Below are 15125 nucleotides of genomic sequence, written 5' to 3'. Positions count from 1 at the left end.
TTTAATTATTTTACTTTGAACTTTATTTTAATTTTATTTGGTTTTAAACATTCATCGCAAAAGTATTACAAGTAAAAAAGGTTGCTCTTTGTTATATATTAAAAAAATAGTTTAGAATATATAACTTTAAATTAAACCTTTTAAAATATGCTTTGTCAATAAAGTTGTAAATCTAAAGTTATATGAAAAAAATAATTTTTGTAGGAGCATTAGTATTTTCCTCTACTTTTGCTTTTACACAATCCAAATGTGAGGATCCTAAGGATCATGATAAAAAAGAAGAAAAAGTGAAAGAGATGAGGGATAGGATGGCTAAAGAACTTAATTTAACAGAAGATCAAATTAAAAAGATTAATTTAATTGAGGATAAATATAAAAGCCGTGAAGATGAGTTAAGGAAAAAATCAGAAGAATTGCGTCAACAAATTCATCAATTAAAGGAAGATAAAAAATCTGAAATAAATAAAGTTTTTACTGAAGAACAAAGACAAAAGCTTAAGAAAATTAAAGAGGACATGCATAATAAAAAGCATTTACATAAACAGGGTAAAAAATTTCATTCCTAGAGAAAATAGTATATAATACAATTCTTATTTCAATTAAAAAGAGCTTCTATCTAATAGAAGCTCTTTTTAATTTTATAGTATAAATATTATTCTCAAAAAGTTAAGAAAAATTTTGCATGTCAATTAATTTTTTATAAATACCATTTTTCTCCAATAATTCAGCATGAGTTCCTTGTTCCATTATTTTTCCTTTATCCATCACCACAATCATATCTGCATTGACAATGGTTGATAATCTATGAGCTATAACCAGGGATGTTCTGTTAGACATAAGATTATCTAAAGCATCTTGTACCAATCGTTCACTTTGAGTATCTAAGGCAGAGGTTGCTTCATCTAAAATCATGATAGGTGGATTTTTCAATATAGCTCTGGCAATAGCAATCCTTTGTTTTTGTCCACCCGATAATTTTCCACCTCCTTCACCAATGGTTGTTTCGAAACCTTCCGGCATTTGCTCAATGAATTCCAGTGCATTGGCTACTTTAGCAGCTTCTATAACTTCTTGCATGGATGCATTTGGATTGCTTAATTTAATATTATTGGCAATGGTATCATTGAATAATATGGATTCTTGAGTAACCATGCCCAGTAATTTACGGTAAACTTTTAAATTTAAATCTCTTAAATCATGACCATCTACATAGATCACTCCGCTATCTACGTCATAAAACCGTGCAATTAAATTGGCTAAAGTAGTTTTACCGCTACCGCTCTGTCCCACTACTGCTATTGTTTTGCCTTTAGGTATAAATAAATTTACATTTTGAAGAATGGGATGTCCGTCAACATATTGGAAATTAATATTTTTCAGTTGAATTCCTTCTTTTATTTCGGATAATTCTATGGCATGTTCCGGTTCGTAAATCTGTATACTGGTTTCTAATGTTTCCACCAAGCGATCTGTAGAGGCCGTACCTTTATGTAAATTCGTGATGGAAGTTGACAAGGTTTTGGCCGGTTCCAATAATTGAAAAAATAGAGCTATATAGACTAAAAAGGAAGGAAGATTTAAACCTTCACCGTCTAAAATAAGAACTCCGCCGTACCAGGTTATAAAAATCATGGCAACAGAACCTAAAAATTCTGAAGAAGGCGAAGCAAGTTCATATTTTTTCATCATATTTATGGATAGCCTTCTGAGATTAAGAACGCTATTCATAAATCGGTTTTTCATGGATTCTTCGGCATTGAAAATTTTGATTATTTTAGTTCCGTTTAGCGTTTCATCAATTACTGAAAGTACATTACCCGATTCGGCTAATCCCTTTTTAGCATCTTTTTTCAAACTTTTTCCAATTGCGGAAATAATCCACGCCATAAAAGGCAGAACAATAAATGCTATTAAAGTTAACGAAGGACTAATGGTAATCAAAGCGATAAGAGTAAAAAGAATGGAAAAAGGCGTTCTCCAAAGCTCTAAAATAGAAGTTAAAATATTGCCTTCCACCTCTCCTACGTCTCCGGAAAGTCGTATCATAATATCCCCTTTTTTTCGATCAGTGAAATAAGAAACCGGAAGCGTAAGGATTTTATCATACATAGCAACCCGCAAATCTTTGGAAACTCCGCTTCGTAACAGTACAATAAAATATTGAGCTAAATATCTGAAAATATTTCTAAATAAAAATAAAACTATAACAGTAACACAAAGATAAGCTAAAATCGTTTTAGGATTGGTTCCTTCAAGGGAATGATCTAAAAATACATAAAATTTATATTTCAGCTCAGCCATCATACCCGTTGAGGCTTGCATTTCTTTTTTCGTTTGTTCAATTAAAATTTGATTTTTTCCTCCTAAAAGCATTTCCAAAATGGGCATAATGGAAAAAACGGAAACTATTGAAAATAAAGAATATAGAACGTTAAATAGAATTCCTAATATAAATTCTTTTCTGTAGGGAGAGGCAAATTTTTTTAGTATTTTTTTTAATGATTTCATGCTACCTTGAGATTAATACAAAGGTAAACAAAAATTCGATTCTTTTTTGTCAAAAAGTAGCTTGTATTCCAATATGAATTTTAGAATCTGAAAAATTTACAGGTTCAGAATCGTATTTGCCAACGGCATAGTTCAATGAAAAAATCCCGAAACGCGTTAAAAAGCTAATTCCTACTCCGGTTCCCAATAAAAAGGGTCTTGTATTTTGATTTTTATTCTCAATCCATGCAACATCTGCAAATAAACTTAAATACAGTTCTTCAAACGGAACGTATCTGTATTCTAAACTTCCGATGATATACGCATTGGCATAAATAGATTGTTCATTGAATCCACGGATAGTTTTCAAACCACCGATTTTAAATAATTCATTTACTGTCAACGTATCCGACAGTAAGGTTGAAGCATTTATTTTCGGTTTTAGATAATGAGAAGCAGATAATTTTATTAATTTCTCTAGGGAAGCACTTACATTATATTCAGTTAAATTTTTTCGATCTTCCGGTATATTCCTATATGCAATTCCTTTTATAGAGTATAAATTTTTAGGACCTAAAATTTCGTTTTCATTTCTTTCTTTGTATTGATAACTTATGCCTAATCCTGTTTTGGAAAAGTTGTTATTATTATCTAATTCCGATACATATCGTGAGTTTTCATATAATCCTTCTATACCTAACCGTTGATTTACGGTATATTGATAATATATATGTTCATTCAGGCGAATGGTTGCATAGGTGCTGTCTTGTTTAAATATAGTTAACGATGATTCCGATCCGAATTTAGATTTAAAAAGATAGGGCACGTTGACTTGAACTTCAAAGTTTTGAGATTTATCCGGTGTGGATAACCAATTTAAGTTAATGGTTTCAAATGAATTCAATACATTACCTAAAGATAGTTGCAGTTGACCGTTGACTTTGAATTTACCTTTTTCGTCATTTCCAAAGCCTACCATGCCATCCAATGAACTGGCTTTTCTTTTTTTTAAATATAAATAAATTTTGGTGGAATCGGGGGTGAATAATACTTGCGGATTTTTTTCTTCTGCTATAAATGCTGTTCCTTGTAACATAGCTGAAATTTCTTTAAGTCGCTCGTCTGAGTAGGTTTTACCAAGAAATTCATATTCTAATTCTTTTATTATTCCGCGAGGGATTTTGGTATATCCGTTTAAAACAAATGAATTGATGAGTCTTTTTTGATGAAGTTCAACATGTATGGATGCTTCTAATGGTTCATTTGCAAGGGATAATTTTGTATGGACTTGGTTAAATGCATAGCCTTTTTTTATATAATAATAATGAATTACTCCTGCTAAAGAATCAATATTATCTGTTTGAAAATAATTTTTGTTAGTAATTGCCGCTTGTGAAAGAGAGTCTAATTGTACCCATACTTTTTTGTAAAATTTTCCTCTGTTAATATAAACTAAGGTTTCTTTTTTATCTTTTTTTAAAGAATCCAGTTTTAAGGTATAAAAACCTAGATCTACTAAAGAATCCAAAATTGAACCTACTTTATTTTCTGAATAGGTTTTTGAAAACCAAAGTTTTTGATTATTATATATCTTAATGAAATTTTTTTCTACTTGGCCATGAAGCAAAATGGGTAAAATAATTATATAAATATAGAGCAGCTTAAATTTCATAAGTTGTACTAACAAAAAAGCTCAATGGTAAGGTACAAATTTAAAACTAAATTATTTTATATTTTTATTTAATAAAATTCTTTAGTTTTTTGTAGGCGTCATTGTAAATGTAATGGGAAAATTACAGATATTTTAGTATAATCGTCTTGTAATGAAATATATAAATACTTATATACTTTCTAATTAATTATAGTTATGTATGCATTTCCTTTAAATAGATTGTAAAATAGTTTGTAAATTTTTTTATTAACTAAAATTTGAAATAAAATGTAAGTAGTTATATATCAGAATTTTAAGATTTAAGGATATTTGAGTTAATAATTTCTAACATATGCTCTTTACCTATAGTATGGGCTGTTTTAAGTGATAGAATCCATTGGATGGTATGATCCAGCTTTTCTTGTTTTTTTATACTATCTTTTTGATTGATACAATGAAGAAGCATAAATAGTATTGAAAAAATAAGTAAAATAATAGCCAATGCAAACGCAGGATTAAATTGTTGATAGGCGGAAGGTGATGGATTTACATCATAGATCCAATTAACTAATAAAACAAGGGCGGAAATTATAAACAATCCAATAGCTGTCATATAATTAAGCAATGATAATTGTCTTACTTGCTTTATTTTTTGTTCAGAACTTGCTATCCATAATTTAAATTCTTCTTCCATGTTTTTCCAAGAATCAGAAGTATTGTTTTGTTCTTTATTAATGAGCGTAAATTCATCGGTTGTGAAATGAGTGAATACCCAATATTCCCATCCCAAGCCTAAAGCCAAAACAATTACAATAAAAATTATAGAAAGAAAACTGTAAAATATCTCTTGGATGATATGGTAATAAAATCCTAAACCTACTAAGACAAACACTAATAGGGTAACTAAAAAATACTTTAAGGATCCTGAATTTTTTTTCTTCTTTTGATCATTATCTTTTTTATCGATATTATCAATAGTATTTCCTATATTTTGTTTATCTGATATATTTTTATCCATTTTATAAATTTATTAACAAAATTATATAATATTTTAATAAATTCATAAAAAATTAACGTAAAATACCACCGGTTACCATTCTACCGGAATTTATGGTTTGCCTTCTTGCCGAAAAAAATAAATGAGGTTGAGTAACCGTACATAAATTTTTTATTTCTATATGTTGAGCGAGACAACCTGCTTGTTCCAGTAGCAACTGATTTGCTTTTCTAAGATCAATATGATATTTTCGGGTTTCTTTATTTTTAAAACTAATTAGATTACTATCAAAACCTTCTTTAATAAAATCTTCAATGACATGATCTCCTACTTCAAAACAATTCGCGCAAATGCACGGACCAATTCCTACTCTTATATTTTCAGGTTTGCAATTAAAAAGACGTACCATTTCCGACAGAGTTTTTAAAGCAATTTTGCTAACGGTTCCTCTCCATCCTGCATGGATGGCTGCCAAAGTTTGGGTTAAAGGATCATAAAGTACTATAGGTACACAATCGGCTGTAGTTATTCCTATGCAAATTTCCTTTTCTTGAGTCAGTAAAGCATCTTTATTTTGAAGAATTTCAGATTGTTTATCACTTGTTAAATCTAAAAAATTTCGATCAATAAGTAACACGTGATTGCTGTGAGTTTGAACAGGTATAAATAATTTATGGTTTGAAATACCTATCTCATTACAGAGTCTTTTTCTGTTTTCAATCACATTTTTCGGATCATCACCGGAAGTAGTTCCTAAGTTGAACGATGCATAATTCCCGATACTTACTCCTCCTACAATTGTAGTTGTAAAATGGGTTAATTCTCTGTATGCAGATAAATTATCAAATGTCAGAAAATTCATATAGTTAAAAGAGAATATTTATAAACTCATCAATTCTAGAGTGTTCTATATAAATTCTTAATGGGCTTCCAGCCAATTGGGGCCCACTCCAACATCTACTATTAAAGGAACTTCCATACGTACGGAGTTTTCCATTGTTTTTTTAATCAGTGTCGATACTTCCTTAATTTCTTCATCGGGAGCGTCGAAAACCAATTCATCGTGCACTTGTAACAAAAGTTTGGTTTGAAATTTTCTTTCCTGCAACAGTTCATGAATGTGTATCATGGCTATTTTAATTACGTCTGCTGCAGTTCCCTGAATGGGTGCATTTACTGCATTCCTTTCTGCATGAGAACGCACTACGCTGTTTCCGGAATGGATATCCGGCAAATATCTTCTTCTTCCCAATAAGGTTTCTACATATCCGTTTTTTCGTGCTATCTGTACTTGTTCAGAAATGTATTCTTTTAAAACGGGATAAGCCTGATAATAAGCATCAATCAAACTTTTTGATTCGGATCTAGATAAACCGGTTTGTTCACTTAATCCGAATGCAGATACTCCGTAAATGATACCAAAGTTAACCGTTTTCGCTTGAGAGCGCTGCTCTTTAGTCACTTGATCCATAGGTACATGAAATACTTTTGATGCGGTAGCCCTATGGAAGTCCTCACCGTTTTTAAAGGAAGTGATCATGGTGGGATCTTTACTCATGGCTGCAATGATTCTCAATTCAATTTGGGAATAATCGGCAGAAATTATTTTATGTTTAGAATCCTTTGCTATAAAGGCTTTACGTACTTCTTGCCCTCTTTCGGTTCTAATAGGAATATTTTGAAGATTGGGATTATTAGAAGCTAAACGACCGGTAGCAGCTACAGTTTGTGCAAAGGTTGTGTGTACTCTTCCTGTTAGTGGATTTACTTCATTGGGTAGGGCATCAACATAGGTTGATTTTAATTTTTGCAGCTGTCTGTATTCTAATAATAAATCTATAATTTTATGTTTATGCGCCAGTTTTAATAAAACATCTTCGCCGGTTGCATATTGCCCTGTTTTGGTTTTTCTGGGCTTAGTACCTAATTTTAATTTATCAAAAATAATATCTCCTAATTGTTTGGGTGAACTGATATTAAATTCCTCTCCGGCTAAAGAATAAATTTCTTTTTCCAACTTAGACAGGTCTTCAACTAATTCTTTAGACATTTCGCCTAATGCTTTGATATCTAAATTGATACCTTCCCATTCCATGTCTTCCAACACCTTCATTAAGGGCATTTCTATGTCATCAAAAAGCTTTTTAAGATTATCATGTTTGAGTTGAGGTTCAAATTTGTCTTTAAGCTGTAAGGTAATATCAGAATCTTCAACCGCATATTCTTTTTGCAATTCAATAGGAACGGAAGAAAACAATTTTTGATTTTTTCCTTTTTTTCCGATTAAAGATTCTATGGGAACAGGCTTGTAATTAAGCTCTGTTTCAGCCAATAGGTCCATATTATGCCTTGCATCGGGGTTGATTAAGTAATGCGCAATCATGGTATCAAAAAGTACCCCTTTAACTTCTACCTTATATTTTCTTAAAACTTTACAATCATACTTCAAGTTTTGGCCTACTTTAACTATATTCTCATCTTCGAAAACCGGTCGGAGCAGTTCTATAAATTCTTGTGTTTTTTCTTTGTCCTTAGTACTAAAAGGTACATAGTACCCTTTTGCCTTTTCATATGAAAATGAAATACCGACTAATTCCGCGATCATGGAATCAGTTGAAGTAGTTTCCGTATCAAAGCATACAATTTTTTGCTTTAAAAGCTTATCTACCAACAATTTTACTGCCACAGGCGTTTCTGTCAGTTGATAGAGATGATCTGTATTTTCAATAGTTTTCCAGTTGGCGCTTTCTTTCATTTCAATGTCCTGATCGGTTGTATCAAACAACGATCTTTGTCCATTTACCGGAGCTTTACCGGAAGAATTTTTTTCTAAATTAGATTCACTTTCAGAAATAATATGATACGTTTTCTGAAAATTTGTAATCATATTTCTAAACTCTAATTCTTCAAAAATTTTAATGACCTCATCAACATTCGGCTGATCCACCGTTAAACTTTCATAATTAAATTCGATAGGAACATGAGTATCAATGGTTGCCAATTTTTTTGATAAAAGGCCTAGTTCTTCATTTGCTTCCACTTTTTCTCTCATTTTTCCTTTTAATTTAGAAGAATGAGCAAATAAGTTTTCAATGCTTCCGTATTCTTTAATAAATTGTTTAGCCGTTTTTTCGCCTACACCGGGTATTCCGGGTATATTGTCTACACTGTCTCCCATCATGCCCAAAAGGTCAATAACTTGAGACGGATTTTTAACTTCGAATTTTTCTTTAACAGATTCTACATCCCAAATTTCAATATCGTTTCCTCTGGATGCCGGTTTAAAAACAAAGATATTTTCGGAAACTAATTGCGCATAGTCTTTATCCGAGGTCATCATATAGGTTGTATATCCCTCCTTTTCCGCTTTTTTTGCCAAAGTTCCTATAACATCATCGGCCTCGTATCCTTCTTTCCAAAGACAAGGAATATGTAATGCTTCCATCAGTTTATGGATATAAGGAACAGCTATGCGTATAGCCTCCGGTGTTTCTTGCCGATTGGCTTTGTATTCTTTATAGACCTGATGACGGAACGTTTCTCCCACATCAAAAACTACTGCCAGATGTGATGGCTTTTCTTTTTTCATTAAATCGAAAAGCGTATTGGTAAATCCGAAAATAGCGGAAGTATTTAACCCTTTAGAATTGATTCTCGGGTTTTTTATAAAGGCATAATAAGCTCTGAATATAAGAGCATAGGCATCAATCAGAAATAGTTTTTTATCGCAATCTTGACTGGTCATTCTTTAGGGTTATCTGTGTTTTTATTTTCAAATATAAGATATTTGAAGTTAACACTTGTTGCAAAATGTAAAAAGAAAAACCTTAAGATATTAATTGAAAAAATGTTTATATTGATTTTAAAGTAGTAAATCCTGAAGAAAACTAAAATATCAATGATTTATACCGATAGTAATTTTAACACGTAAAGGATTTATTTAACAGATAAATAGAACTTTATAGAGTAGTATAGTATCTTTTAAGTATGATTTATAAATAATAAACTTTATATAATTCGTTAAGATAAAATGGTAGTTGATAGCGAATTATATAAAGCTTATTATGTAACAATTTAGTCTTCTTGACCTTTTAGTTTTTCTGCATTTTCGGCAATTTTTACCGCTTCAATCATTTCATCAATATCTCCATTCATAAAGTTATCTAAATTATAGATGGATTTATTAATACGATGATCCGTTACACGACCTTGCGGGTAATTATAAGTACGAATTTTAGCCGAACGGTCTCCGGTGGATACCATCGTTTTTCTGTGTGCCGAAATTTTATCAAGATGCTCTTGCAACTTCATATCGTATAATTTGTTACGAAGCATTTGTAACGCCATCTCTCTATTGGCATGTTGTGAACGTGCTACCTGACATTGAATCATTATTCCGGTGGGCTTATGCGTAAGCTGAACTTTGGTTTCTACTTTATTAACGTTCTGTCCTCCTGCTCCACTAGATCGTGCGGTTTGATATTCTAAATCTGCCGGATTAATTTCAACATCTACTTCTTCGGCTTCAGGTAAAACGGCTACGGTTATGGCTGAAGTATGTACTCTTCCTTGTGATTCGGTTTCGGGAACCCTTTGAACTCGGTGTACTCCCGATTCAAATTTCATGGTTCCGTAAGCTCCTTCTCCACTAACATTAATAATCATTTCTTTATATCCTTTAACGCTACCTTCCGTAGCGTCTACTACTTCAAAGTTCCAACCCTTTTGTCTCCAATACATGGTATACATTCGGAAAATGTCTTCCACAAAAATAGCCGATTCATCACCCCCCGTTCCGGCTCTTAATTCAACGGTGATATTTTTGTCGTCTTCAGGATCTTTTGGAATTAACATATATTTTATGTTTTCTTCCATTTCAGGAATTTTGGTTAAGGCATCATTTTTTTCTTCTTTTGCCAATTCAACCATATCAGGATCAATGCCTTCTTTAATAATTTCATCGGCATCTGAAACTGTATTAAGTAAGGATTTGTATTGATGATAGATTTCTACTATTTTATTTAAGTCTTTATATTCTTTGTTTAGTTGAGCATATCTTTTTTGGTCTGAAATAACATCCGGTTGAATGATTAAATCTGATACTTCATCAAATCTTTGTTTTATAGCCTCTAATTTTGATACTAAATCTGACATATATACTGATGGTTTAAGTTTGCAAATGTACAACTTTGATAGAATATTTTCAGCTTCTTGCTTTTATATATATTTTTTTTAAAATTATTTTTGAAAATAACAAATAGGTATTTTAAATCATTAATACTTTGATAGTCGATTAAACCGGAAGTTCAGTCGTTTTATTAATTATTCTGAATATATTTTTTTGTTTAATTTTCTGTTATTTGATGTATAGAATTCTTTTATTTAGCAAATAAAACTACTATTTTTTGGATGTATGGTAAAAACGTGAATTTTCAATCACCGCATCTTTAATTACACTAAAATCAACGGTATTTTCATTTACCGGATTTAATTTTTTATCGACAACATCATACATTCCCGAAGAATAAACATTAATTATCATATTTTTTTCAATGATAGCATATTTTTGATTATACCCGCAGATAAACCATTTTCTATTCTTGCAATCATATAAATTTTGGCCTACGCTATAATCGTAATATTGATTTGTAACACCCAAAACGGTATTCATAAGCATTGGAATAATATCATAATGTAAAGTTAAATGAGTATAAGTTTTTGCCGGTCTAGAAGCATCAAATACAATTAGAGGTGTGCCAATTTGATAATCTGAAAAATTTCCTCCGTGTTGCCAATATCCTTTTTTATTGTCATTAAATTCTTGTCCATGATCTCCTGTAATGACTACAATTGAAGATTCTAAGAGCTTTTTCTCTTCTAATTTTTTCAATATGTTGCCGATGAGACCATCAATATAATTTAATGAATTTTTATATCTGTTATAAAAAGGGATTGGATTGTAATCATCGTTTAAGGCTATATAATTTACTTCATCTAAGGTCGGTTTAAACTTAACAGGAAAATCTGAAGGGTAATCAAAGCCATGAGCAGAATCAAAAAATAAGAAGCTAAAAAAGGGAGTATTTTCTTTTGAATCATAGCCGTTAATAAATTTTATCCATTCATTATAAATGTCTTTATCTCTTTCTGAGGGAGAATTTCCATTCGATTCCAGTCTTAAATTTTTAATTCCTGAAAATACATTTTTATTAAAAGGGGGATTTTCAAGCGTTGAGCTGGACAAAATTGATAATGTATAGCCTTGTTTAAGTATTTCATTGAAAAAAACCGGAGATACTTGTAATCCAGTAAAATTATCATAATAAGTAGCAGGTATGGCATAAAATAATGAAAATATACCTCCTGTGGTCATATTTGATCCGCTTTTATGGTTTTGAAATACTTGTGATTTTTTGGACAACTCAAAAATATGCGGAGTTATATTTTCGGTCATGCAATTGAATCTCCATGAGTCTATTACTATGAAAATTATATTCTTTTTTTGGCTATTTTCAGATAGAATGGGCTTTAAAGGATAATTGATCAATGATTTTGAGTACGAGCGACTAAGTAAAGTATTTTTTTCAATTTCTTGTTTATTAATTAAATTAAGTTTGCGAAAAAGTGATTCAGAGGTTAACGGATAGAAAACAGGATATATATTTTTCATTTGAGCAATAGGCCTGTATCGACTCGCATCAGCCCAAGCATATATAAAGTTTGTACCAACTAATAAAAATCCTATAATCACTAAGATTAGCTTAATTTTCAAATTAGGTAATTTTTTGGATAGTTTGGAAGAAAAATACAGTATTAGTATCATAAGTAAAATAAGTCCAATTAGGTAAAGTATTGCAATGGTAGTATTTATAGTTGAAAAATGAAAAATATCTGTAGCTCTTTTTCCAAAGACTAATTTAAATACTATAGGGGATAAATGATACCTAAATTGGCTAAATACCAGTATATCTATTTGCAGATATAGTATAATAAGAATAGAAAGTAAGCTAAAAATAAGTTTAGATAGTAATTTTGATTTGGTAAAAAATAAGAATAAAAGACTCAGTAACAGTGGAACACAATTAAGAATAAAAAAATGTGTAATAAGTGAAGAAAATATATAAAAATATGTAATGAATCCGCTTAAATTTTCGGTATATTTTAAATATTTAATCCCTAAAAAAATTACCAGTAAAAAATTAAAAAAATTGGCTAAACATAATTGTTTACTAAAAAAATTAATTTTCATTATATATATTTAAAAACAACAGTTTTGAATAAAGATACAAAATTTAATAAATTAATAGAACAATTTTCTTCAGTTAAAATATTTAAATAGTATAAAAAACAATAAATCATCATTATTAGTAAGAAATATTTTAAAGCACCCAATGCCATTCCTGCTAGTTGGTTAGTAAAACCTAAACCTAATTTTTTTAAAATTTTTTCAATAATTCGGGATAAAAATAGAATACTTATAAATAAAATAATAAAAACGCAGACATAGCTAACCCATGTCGATGTTTCTTCTGAAATTATTTTATTTTGTAATAAAATGTGATGCATTTGAGATAAAAACAGAGAAGAAAATAAATATCCGACCGTGAGTCCTGCGATTGAAGAAATTTGTTTTAGAAAGCCTTTAATATATCCTATAATTGCACCGATTAGAGTGCCTCCCAATAAAATATATTCATAGTTCATTTTTAAATTTTATCTTCCTTATACTCCCCTAAGATATGTAAAAAATTGGTATTATTTTTTATCTCTTCCAACGCCCTGCGGTAATTGTCATCATTTCCTCCGGGAGTAATAATATCCGCATGAAAAGAATATTGGAAAACCGATCCTGATAAAGGCACAGATTGTATTTTAGTGATATTCATTTGATAGTTTGCAAGAATATTTAAAACTTTTGCTAAACTGCCCATTGTATGATCTGTAGTGAAGTATAAGGATGCTTTCGTAAAATTTTCAACTTTTTCCGTTTGAGGAGATAATAAATAAAAACGGGTGTAATTGTCAGAAACATCATGAATATTTTCAGCCAATACTTGCAAATGATACATTTCTGCTGCCAATTTTGAGCCAATAGTCGCTATACCTTTCATTTTCTTACTATGAATGTTGTATGCACAAGTTGCGGTATCGTCTTTAGATAATAATTTCCAATCAGGATATTTTTCAAGAAAATTTTCACATTGTAATAAAGCCATAGGATGGGTTCTAACTTCAGAAATAGAATCTAATGTTTCTCCCGGTAATGCTAATAAATGATGTTTAATCGGTAAGACCACCTCACCGACTATGTGTAACCCGTGTTTGGTAATTAAACTATAATTGGGTAAAATAGCTCCCGCTATTGAATTTTCTATGGCCATCATTCCATAGTTTGCTTTCCCATTAATTACATCCCTTACTACGGTTTTAAATGTAGGACTATCAATTATTTCCACTTTTTCATTTTGAAAAAAACGGTTTACGGCTTCATGATGAAACGATCCTTTAATCCCTTGTATTGATATTGACTTCATAAATTAATGGTACTAAATACCCAATTTTTTTTATTTTTATTAATTATATTTACATAAATTTAATGGAACAGCTTTGTTCAAGCTAGAAATAAAATGTCTGTAAAAATACAAAATCTATCTAAACATTATAAAGGACAAATTGCTTTACATGCTATTTCTCTGGAAATAAAAAAAGGTGAGATTGTCGGCTTATTAGGTCCAAATGGAGCAGGTAAAACAACCATGATGCGGTCAATTACAGGATCGTTATCTTTTGACCGGGGAAAAATTTGGATCAATGGTATGGATAATCAAGAGTTCCCATATAAAACCAAATCGTTAATTGGTTATCTTCCGGAAAATAATCCATTATATTTAGATATGTATGTTAAGGAGTATTTAAGCTTTGTTTCGGATATTCATCATACTCCCAAAAGCGAGATCTCCGACATTATTGAAAAGGTAGGCCTACAAAAGGAACAAAATAAGAAAATCAGTCAATTATCTAAAGGATATAAACAACGAGTGGGACTGGCACAAGCAATTCTCTTTGATCCTGAAATTTTAATTTTAGATGAGCCGACTAATGGCTTGGATCCCAATCAAATTATTGAAATCAGGCAATTAATTCAGGAATTAGGTAAAAAGAAAACCGTTATTTTATCTACTCACATTATGCAAGAGGTTGAAGCCTTATGTTCAAGAGTCATACTTTTAAATAAAGGATCTATTATTCAAGATAGAAGCATTGAGGATTTTAAAGGTAAATATTTAAGTTTGGAAGAAGCTTTTTTCGAATATACCCATCATTAATTCATTAACTATTGAAAAAATAACAACTTTACTTTTTCTAAAATAAAACAAAACTATCCTGTGATGTTTCTTCATCGTATAAATTGGTAGTTTCTTCATTGGTAAAATACAAATCATAGATAACATTTGAAGAAGAAATCATCTCTTGTTCAATCATTTTATCTTTACTAGATTCCATTTTTTTTGGAATTCTTTTAGTTGAACTTTTAGGAATATTATTAGTGGTTTTATGAATATTGGACGTTAAACCGGAAGTTGATACAAACGAATCCGACGGTTTAGGTGCATATAAATTATCTGTTAGAGCTAAATGGTTTTGATTTTCTAAGTTAGCACTTGTTATCGAAGAATCATTAGTGTATTGATTTTTAGTACTATATATTCCCACCATTACAGCGAAAAATAAACAGGCTGCTGCCGGAATCCAATATATTTTTCTAGAAAATAAAGTAAAAATTTTTGGCTTATCAGGATTTATTTTTTCAATCGTATTTGATACAATTTTCTTGTCTAAATTTTCAAAATAGTTATTTGGAATTTTGTAGGGTGATTTTGAAGTTTTATTAATTAACGATTTGGAAACAATACGTTTCTCCAACTGAGCAAAATAATTTTCAGGGGTTTGGAAAGGAGTAGATTTATTTTTATTGACGTTATTCATACA

General features: G+C 30.4%; 12 protein-coding genes. 2 read left to right on the top strand and 10 right to left on the bottom strand.

Features of this window, described 5'->3' with window-relative positions; all coding sequences use genetic code 11:
* Positions 1 to 182 precede the first annotated feature (182 nt).
* Positions 183 to 566 carry a Spy/CpxP family protein refolding chaperone gene (locus GYM73_RS04865; protein WP_160566165.1) on the top strand — a complete coding sequence of 128 codons (384 nt, stop codon included), beginning with the start codon at positions 183 to 185 and terminating at the stop codon, positions 564 to 566.
* 100 nt (positions 567 to 666) lie between these two features.
* Here the strand turns inward: GYM73_RS04865 and GYM73_RS04860 are convergent, their stop codons facing one another.
* The 9 genes from GYM73_RS04860 to GYM73_RS04820 all read right to left on the bottom strand — a co-directional run bounded on the left by GYM73_RS04860 (position 667) and on the right by GYM73_RS04820 (position 13669).
* Positions 667 to 2508 (bottom strand): ABC transporter ATP-binding protein, encoded by a 1842-nt coding sequence (locus GYM73_RS04860; protein WP_220234325.1) that lies wholly within the window; start codon positions 2506 to 2508, stop codon positions 667 to 669.
* Between the two features lie 49 nt (positions 2509 to 2557).
* Positions 2558 to 4159: a BamA/TamA family outer membrane protein gene (locus GYM73_RS04855; protein WP_220234324.1), complete on the bottom strand. Its 1602-nt coding sequence runs from the start codon at positions 4157 to 4159 to the stop codon at positions 2558 to 2560.
* A gap of 292 nt (positions 4160 to 4451) precedes the next feature.
* A complete protein-coding gene (locus GYM73_RS04850; protein WP_220234323.1) occupies positions 4452 to 5156 on the bottom strand; it encodes a hypothetical protein in 705 nt (234 codons plus the stop codon).
* A 52-nt stretch (positions 5157 to 5208) separates the two neighbouring features.
* Positions 5209 to 5997, bottom strand: coding sequence for a peptidoglycan editing factor PgeF (gene pgeF, locus GYM73_RS04845; RefSeq protein WP_220234322.1), 789 nt, complete (start codon positions 5995 to 5997; stop codon positions 5209 to 5211).
* 57 nt (positions 5998 to 6054) lie between these two features.
* Positions 6055 to 8880: a DNA polymerase I gene (gene polA / locus GYM73_RS04840; RefSeq protein ID WP_220234321.1), complete on the bottom strand. Its 2826-nt coding sequence runs from the start codon at positions 8878 to 8880 to the stop codon at positions 6055 to 6057.
* A 329-nt stretch (positions 8881 to 9209) separates the two neighbouring features.
* On the bottom strand, positions 9210 to 10289 hold the full coding sequence (gene prfA / locus GYM73_RS04835; protein ID WP_220234320.1) for a peptide chain release factor 1: 1080 nt from the start codon (positions 10287 to 10289) through the stop codon (positions 9210 to 9212).
* Between the two features lie 244 nt (positions 10290 to 10533).
* Entirely contained in the window at positions 10534 to 12384 is a 1851-nt protein-coding gene (locus GYM73_RS04830; RefSeq protein WP_220234319.1) for a DUF3413 domain-containing protein, read from the bottom strand.
* Positions 12384 to 12839 (bottom strand): CvpA family protein, encoded by a 456-nt coding sequence (locus GYM73_RS04825; protein WP_160542103.1) that lies wholly within the window; start codon positions 12837 to 12839, stop codon positions 12384 to 12386. Before GYM73_RS04825 ends, GYM73_RS04830 begins: the two co-directional genes overlap by 1 nt.
* A 2-nt stretch (positions 12840 to 12841) precedes the next feature.
* The gene (locus tag GYM73_RS04820; RefSeq protein WP_220234318.1) at positions 12842 to 13669 is read right to left on the bottom strand and encodes a prephenate dehydratase; all 828 of its coding nucleotides are present in this window, start codon (positions 13667 to 13669) and stop codon (positions 12842 to 12844) included.
* Between the two features lie 93 nt (positions 13670 to 13762).
* Between GYM73_RS04820 and GYM73_RS04815 the strand changes: the two genes are divergently transcribed.
* The gene (locus GYM73_RS04815; protein ID WP_105297586.1) at positions 13763 to 14461 is read left to right on the top strand and encodes an ABC transporter ATP-binding protein; all 699 of its coding nucleotides are present in this window, start codon (positions 13763 to 13765) and stop codon (positions 14459 to 14461) included.
* A gap of 37 nt (positions 14462 to 14498) precedes the next feature.
* Here GYM73_RS04815 and GYM73_RS04810 read toward each other — a convergent pair whose 3' ends face one another.
* A complete protein-coding gene (locus GYM73_RS04810; protein ID WP_220234317.1) occupies positions 14499 to 15122 on the bottom strand; it encodes a hypothetical protein in 624 nt (207 codons plus the stop codon).
* Between the last annotated feature and the right edge of the window lie 3 nt (positions 15123 to 15125).

Origin of the sequence: Apibacter sp. ESL0432, assembly GCF_019469225.1 — a bacterium.
GTDB lineage: Bacteria > Bacteroidota > Bacteroidia > Flavobacteriales > Weeksellaceae > Apibacter.
This window is presented reverse-complemented; position numbering and strand designations above follow the sequence as displayed.

Bases quoted from the DNA above. Each gene is read 5' to 3' on its own strand.
- GYM73_RS04865 (WP_160566165.1), top strand. From the start codon at position 183: ATGAAAAAAATAATTTTTGTAGGAGCATTAGTATTTTCCTCTACTTTT.
- GYM73_RS04860 (WP_220234325.1), bottom strand. From the start codon at position 2,508: ATGAAATCATTAAAAAAAATACTAAAAAAATTTGCCTCTCCCTACAGA.
- GYM73_RS04855 (WP_220234324.1), bottom strand. From the start codon at position 4,159: ATGAAATTTAAGCTGCTCTATATTTATATAATTATTTTACCCATTTTG.
- GYM73_RS04850 (WP_220234323.1), bottom strand. From the start codon at position 5,156: ATGGATAAAAATATATCAGATAAACAAAATATAGGAAATACTATTGAT.
- pgeF (WP_220234322.1), bottom strand. From the start codon at position 5,997: ATGAATTTTCTGACATTTGATAATTTATCTGCATACAGAGAATTAACC.
- polA (WP_220234321.1), bottom strand. From the start codon at position 8,880: ATGACCAGTCAAGATTGCGATAAAAAACTATTTCTGATTGATGCCTAT.
- prfA (WP_220234320.1), bottom strand. From the start codon at position 10,289: ATGTCAGATTTAGTATCAAAATTAGAGGCTATAAAACAAAGATTTGAT.
- GYM73_RS04830 (WP_220234319.1), bottom strand. From the start codon at position 12,384: ATGAAAATTAATTTTTTTAGTAAACAATTATGTTTAGCCAATTTTTTT.
- GYM73_RS04825 (WP_160542103.1), bottom strand. From the start codon at position 12,839: ATGAACTATGAATATATTTTATTGGGAGGCACTCTAATCGGTGCAATT.
- GYM73_RS04820 (WP_220234318.1), bottom strand. From the start codon at position 13,669: ATGAAGTCAATATCAATACAAGGGATTAAAGGATCGTTTCATCATGAA.
- GYM73_RS04815 (WP_105297586.1), top strand. From the start codon at position 13,763: ATGTCTGTAAAAATACAAAATCTATCTAAACATTATAAAGGACAAATT.
- GYM73_RS04810 (WP_220234317.1), bottom strand. From the start codon at position 15,122: ATGAATAACGTCAATAAAAATAAATCTACTCCTTTCCAAACCCCTGAA.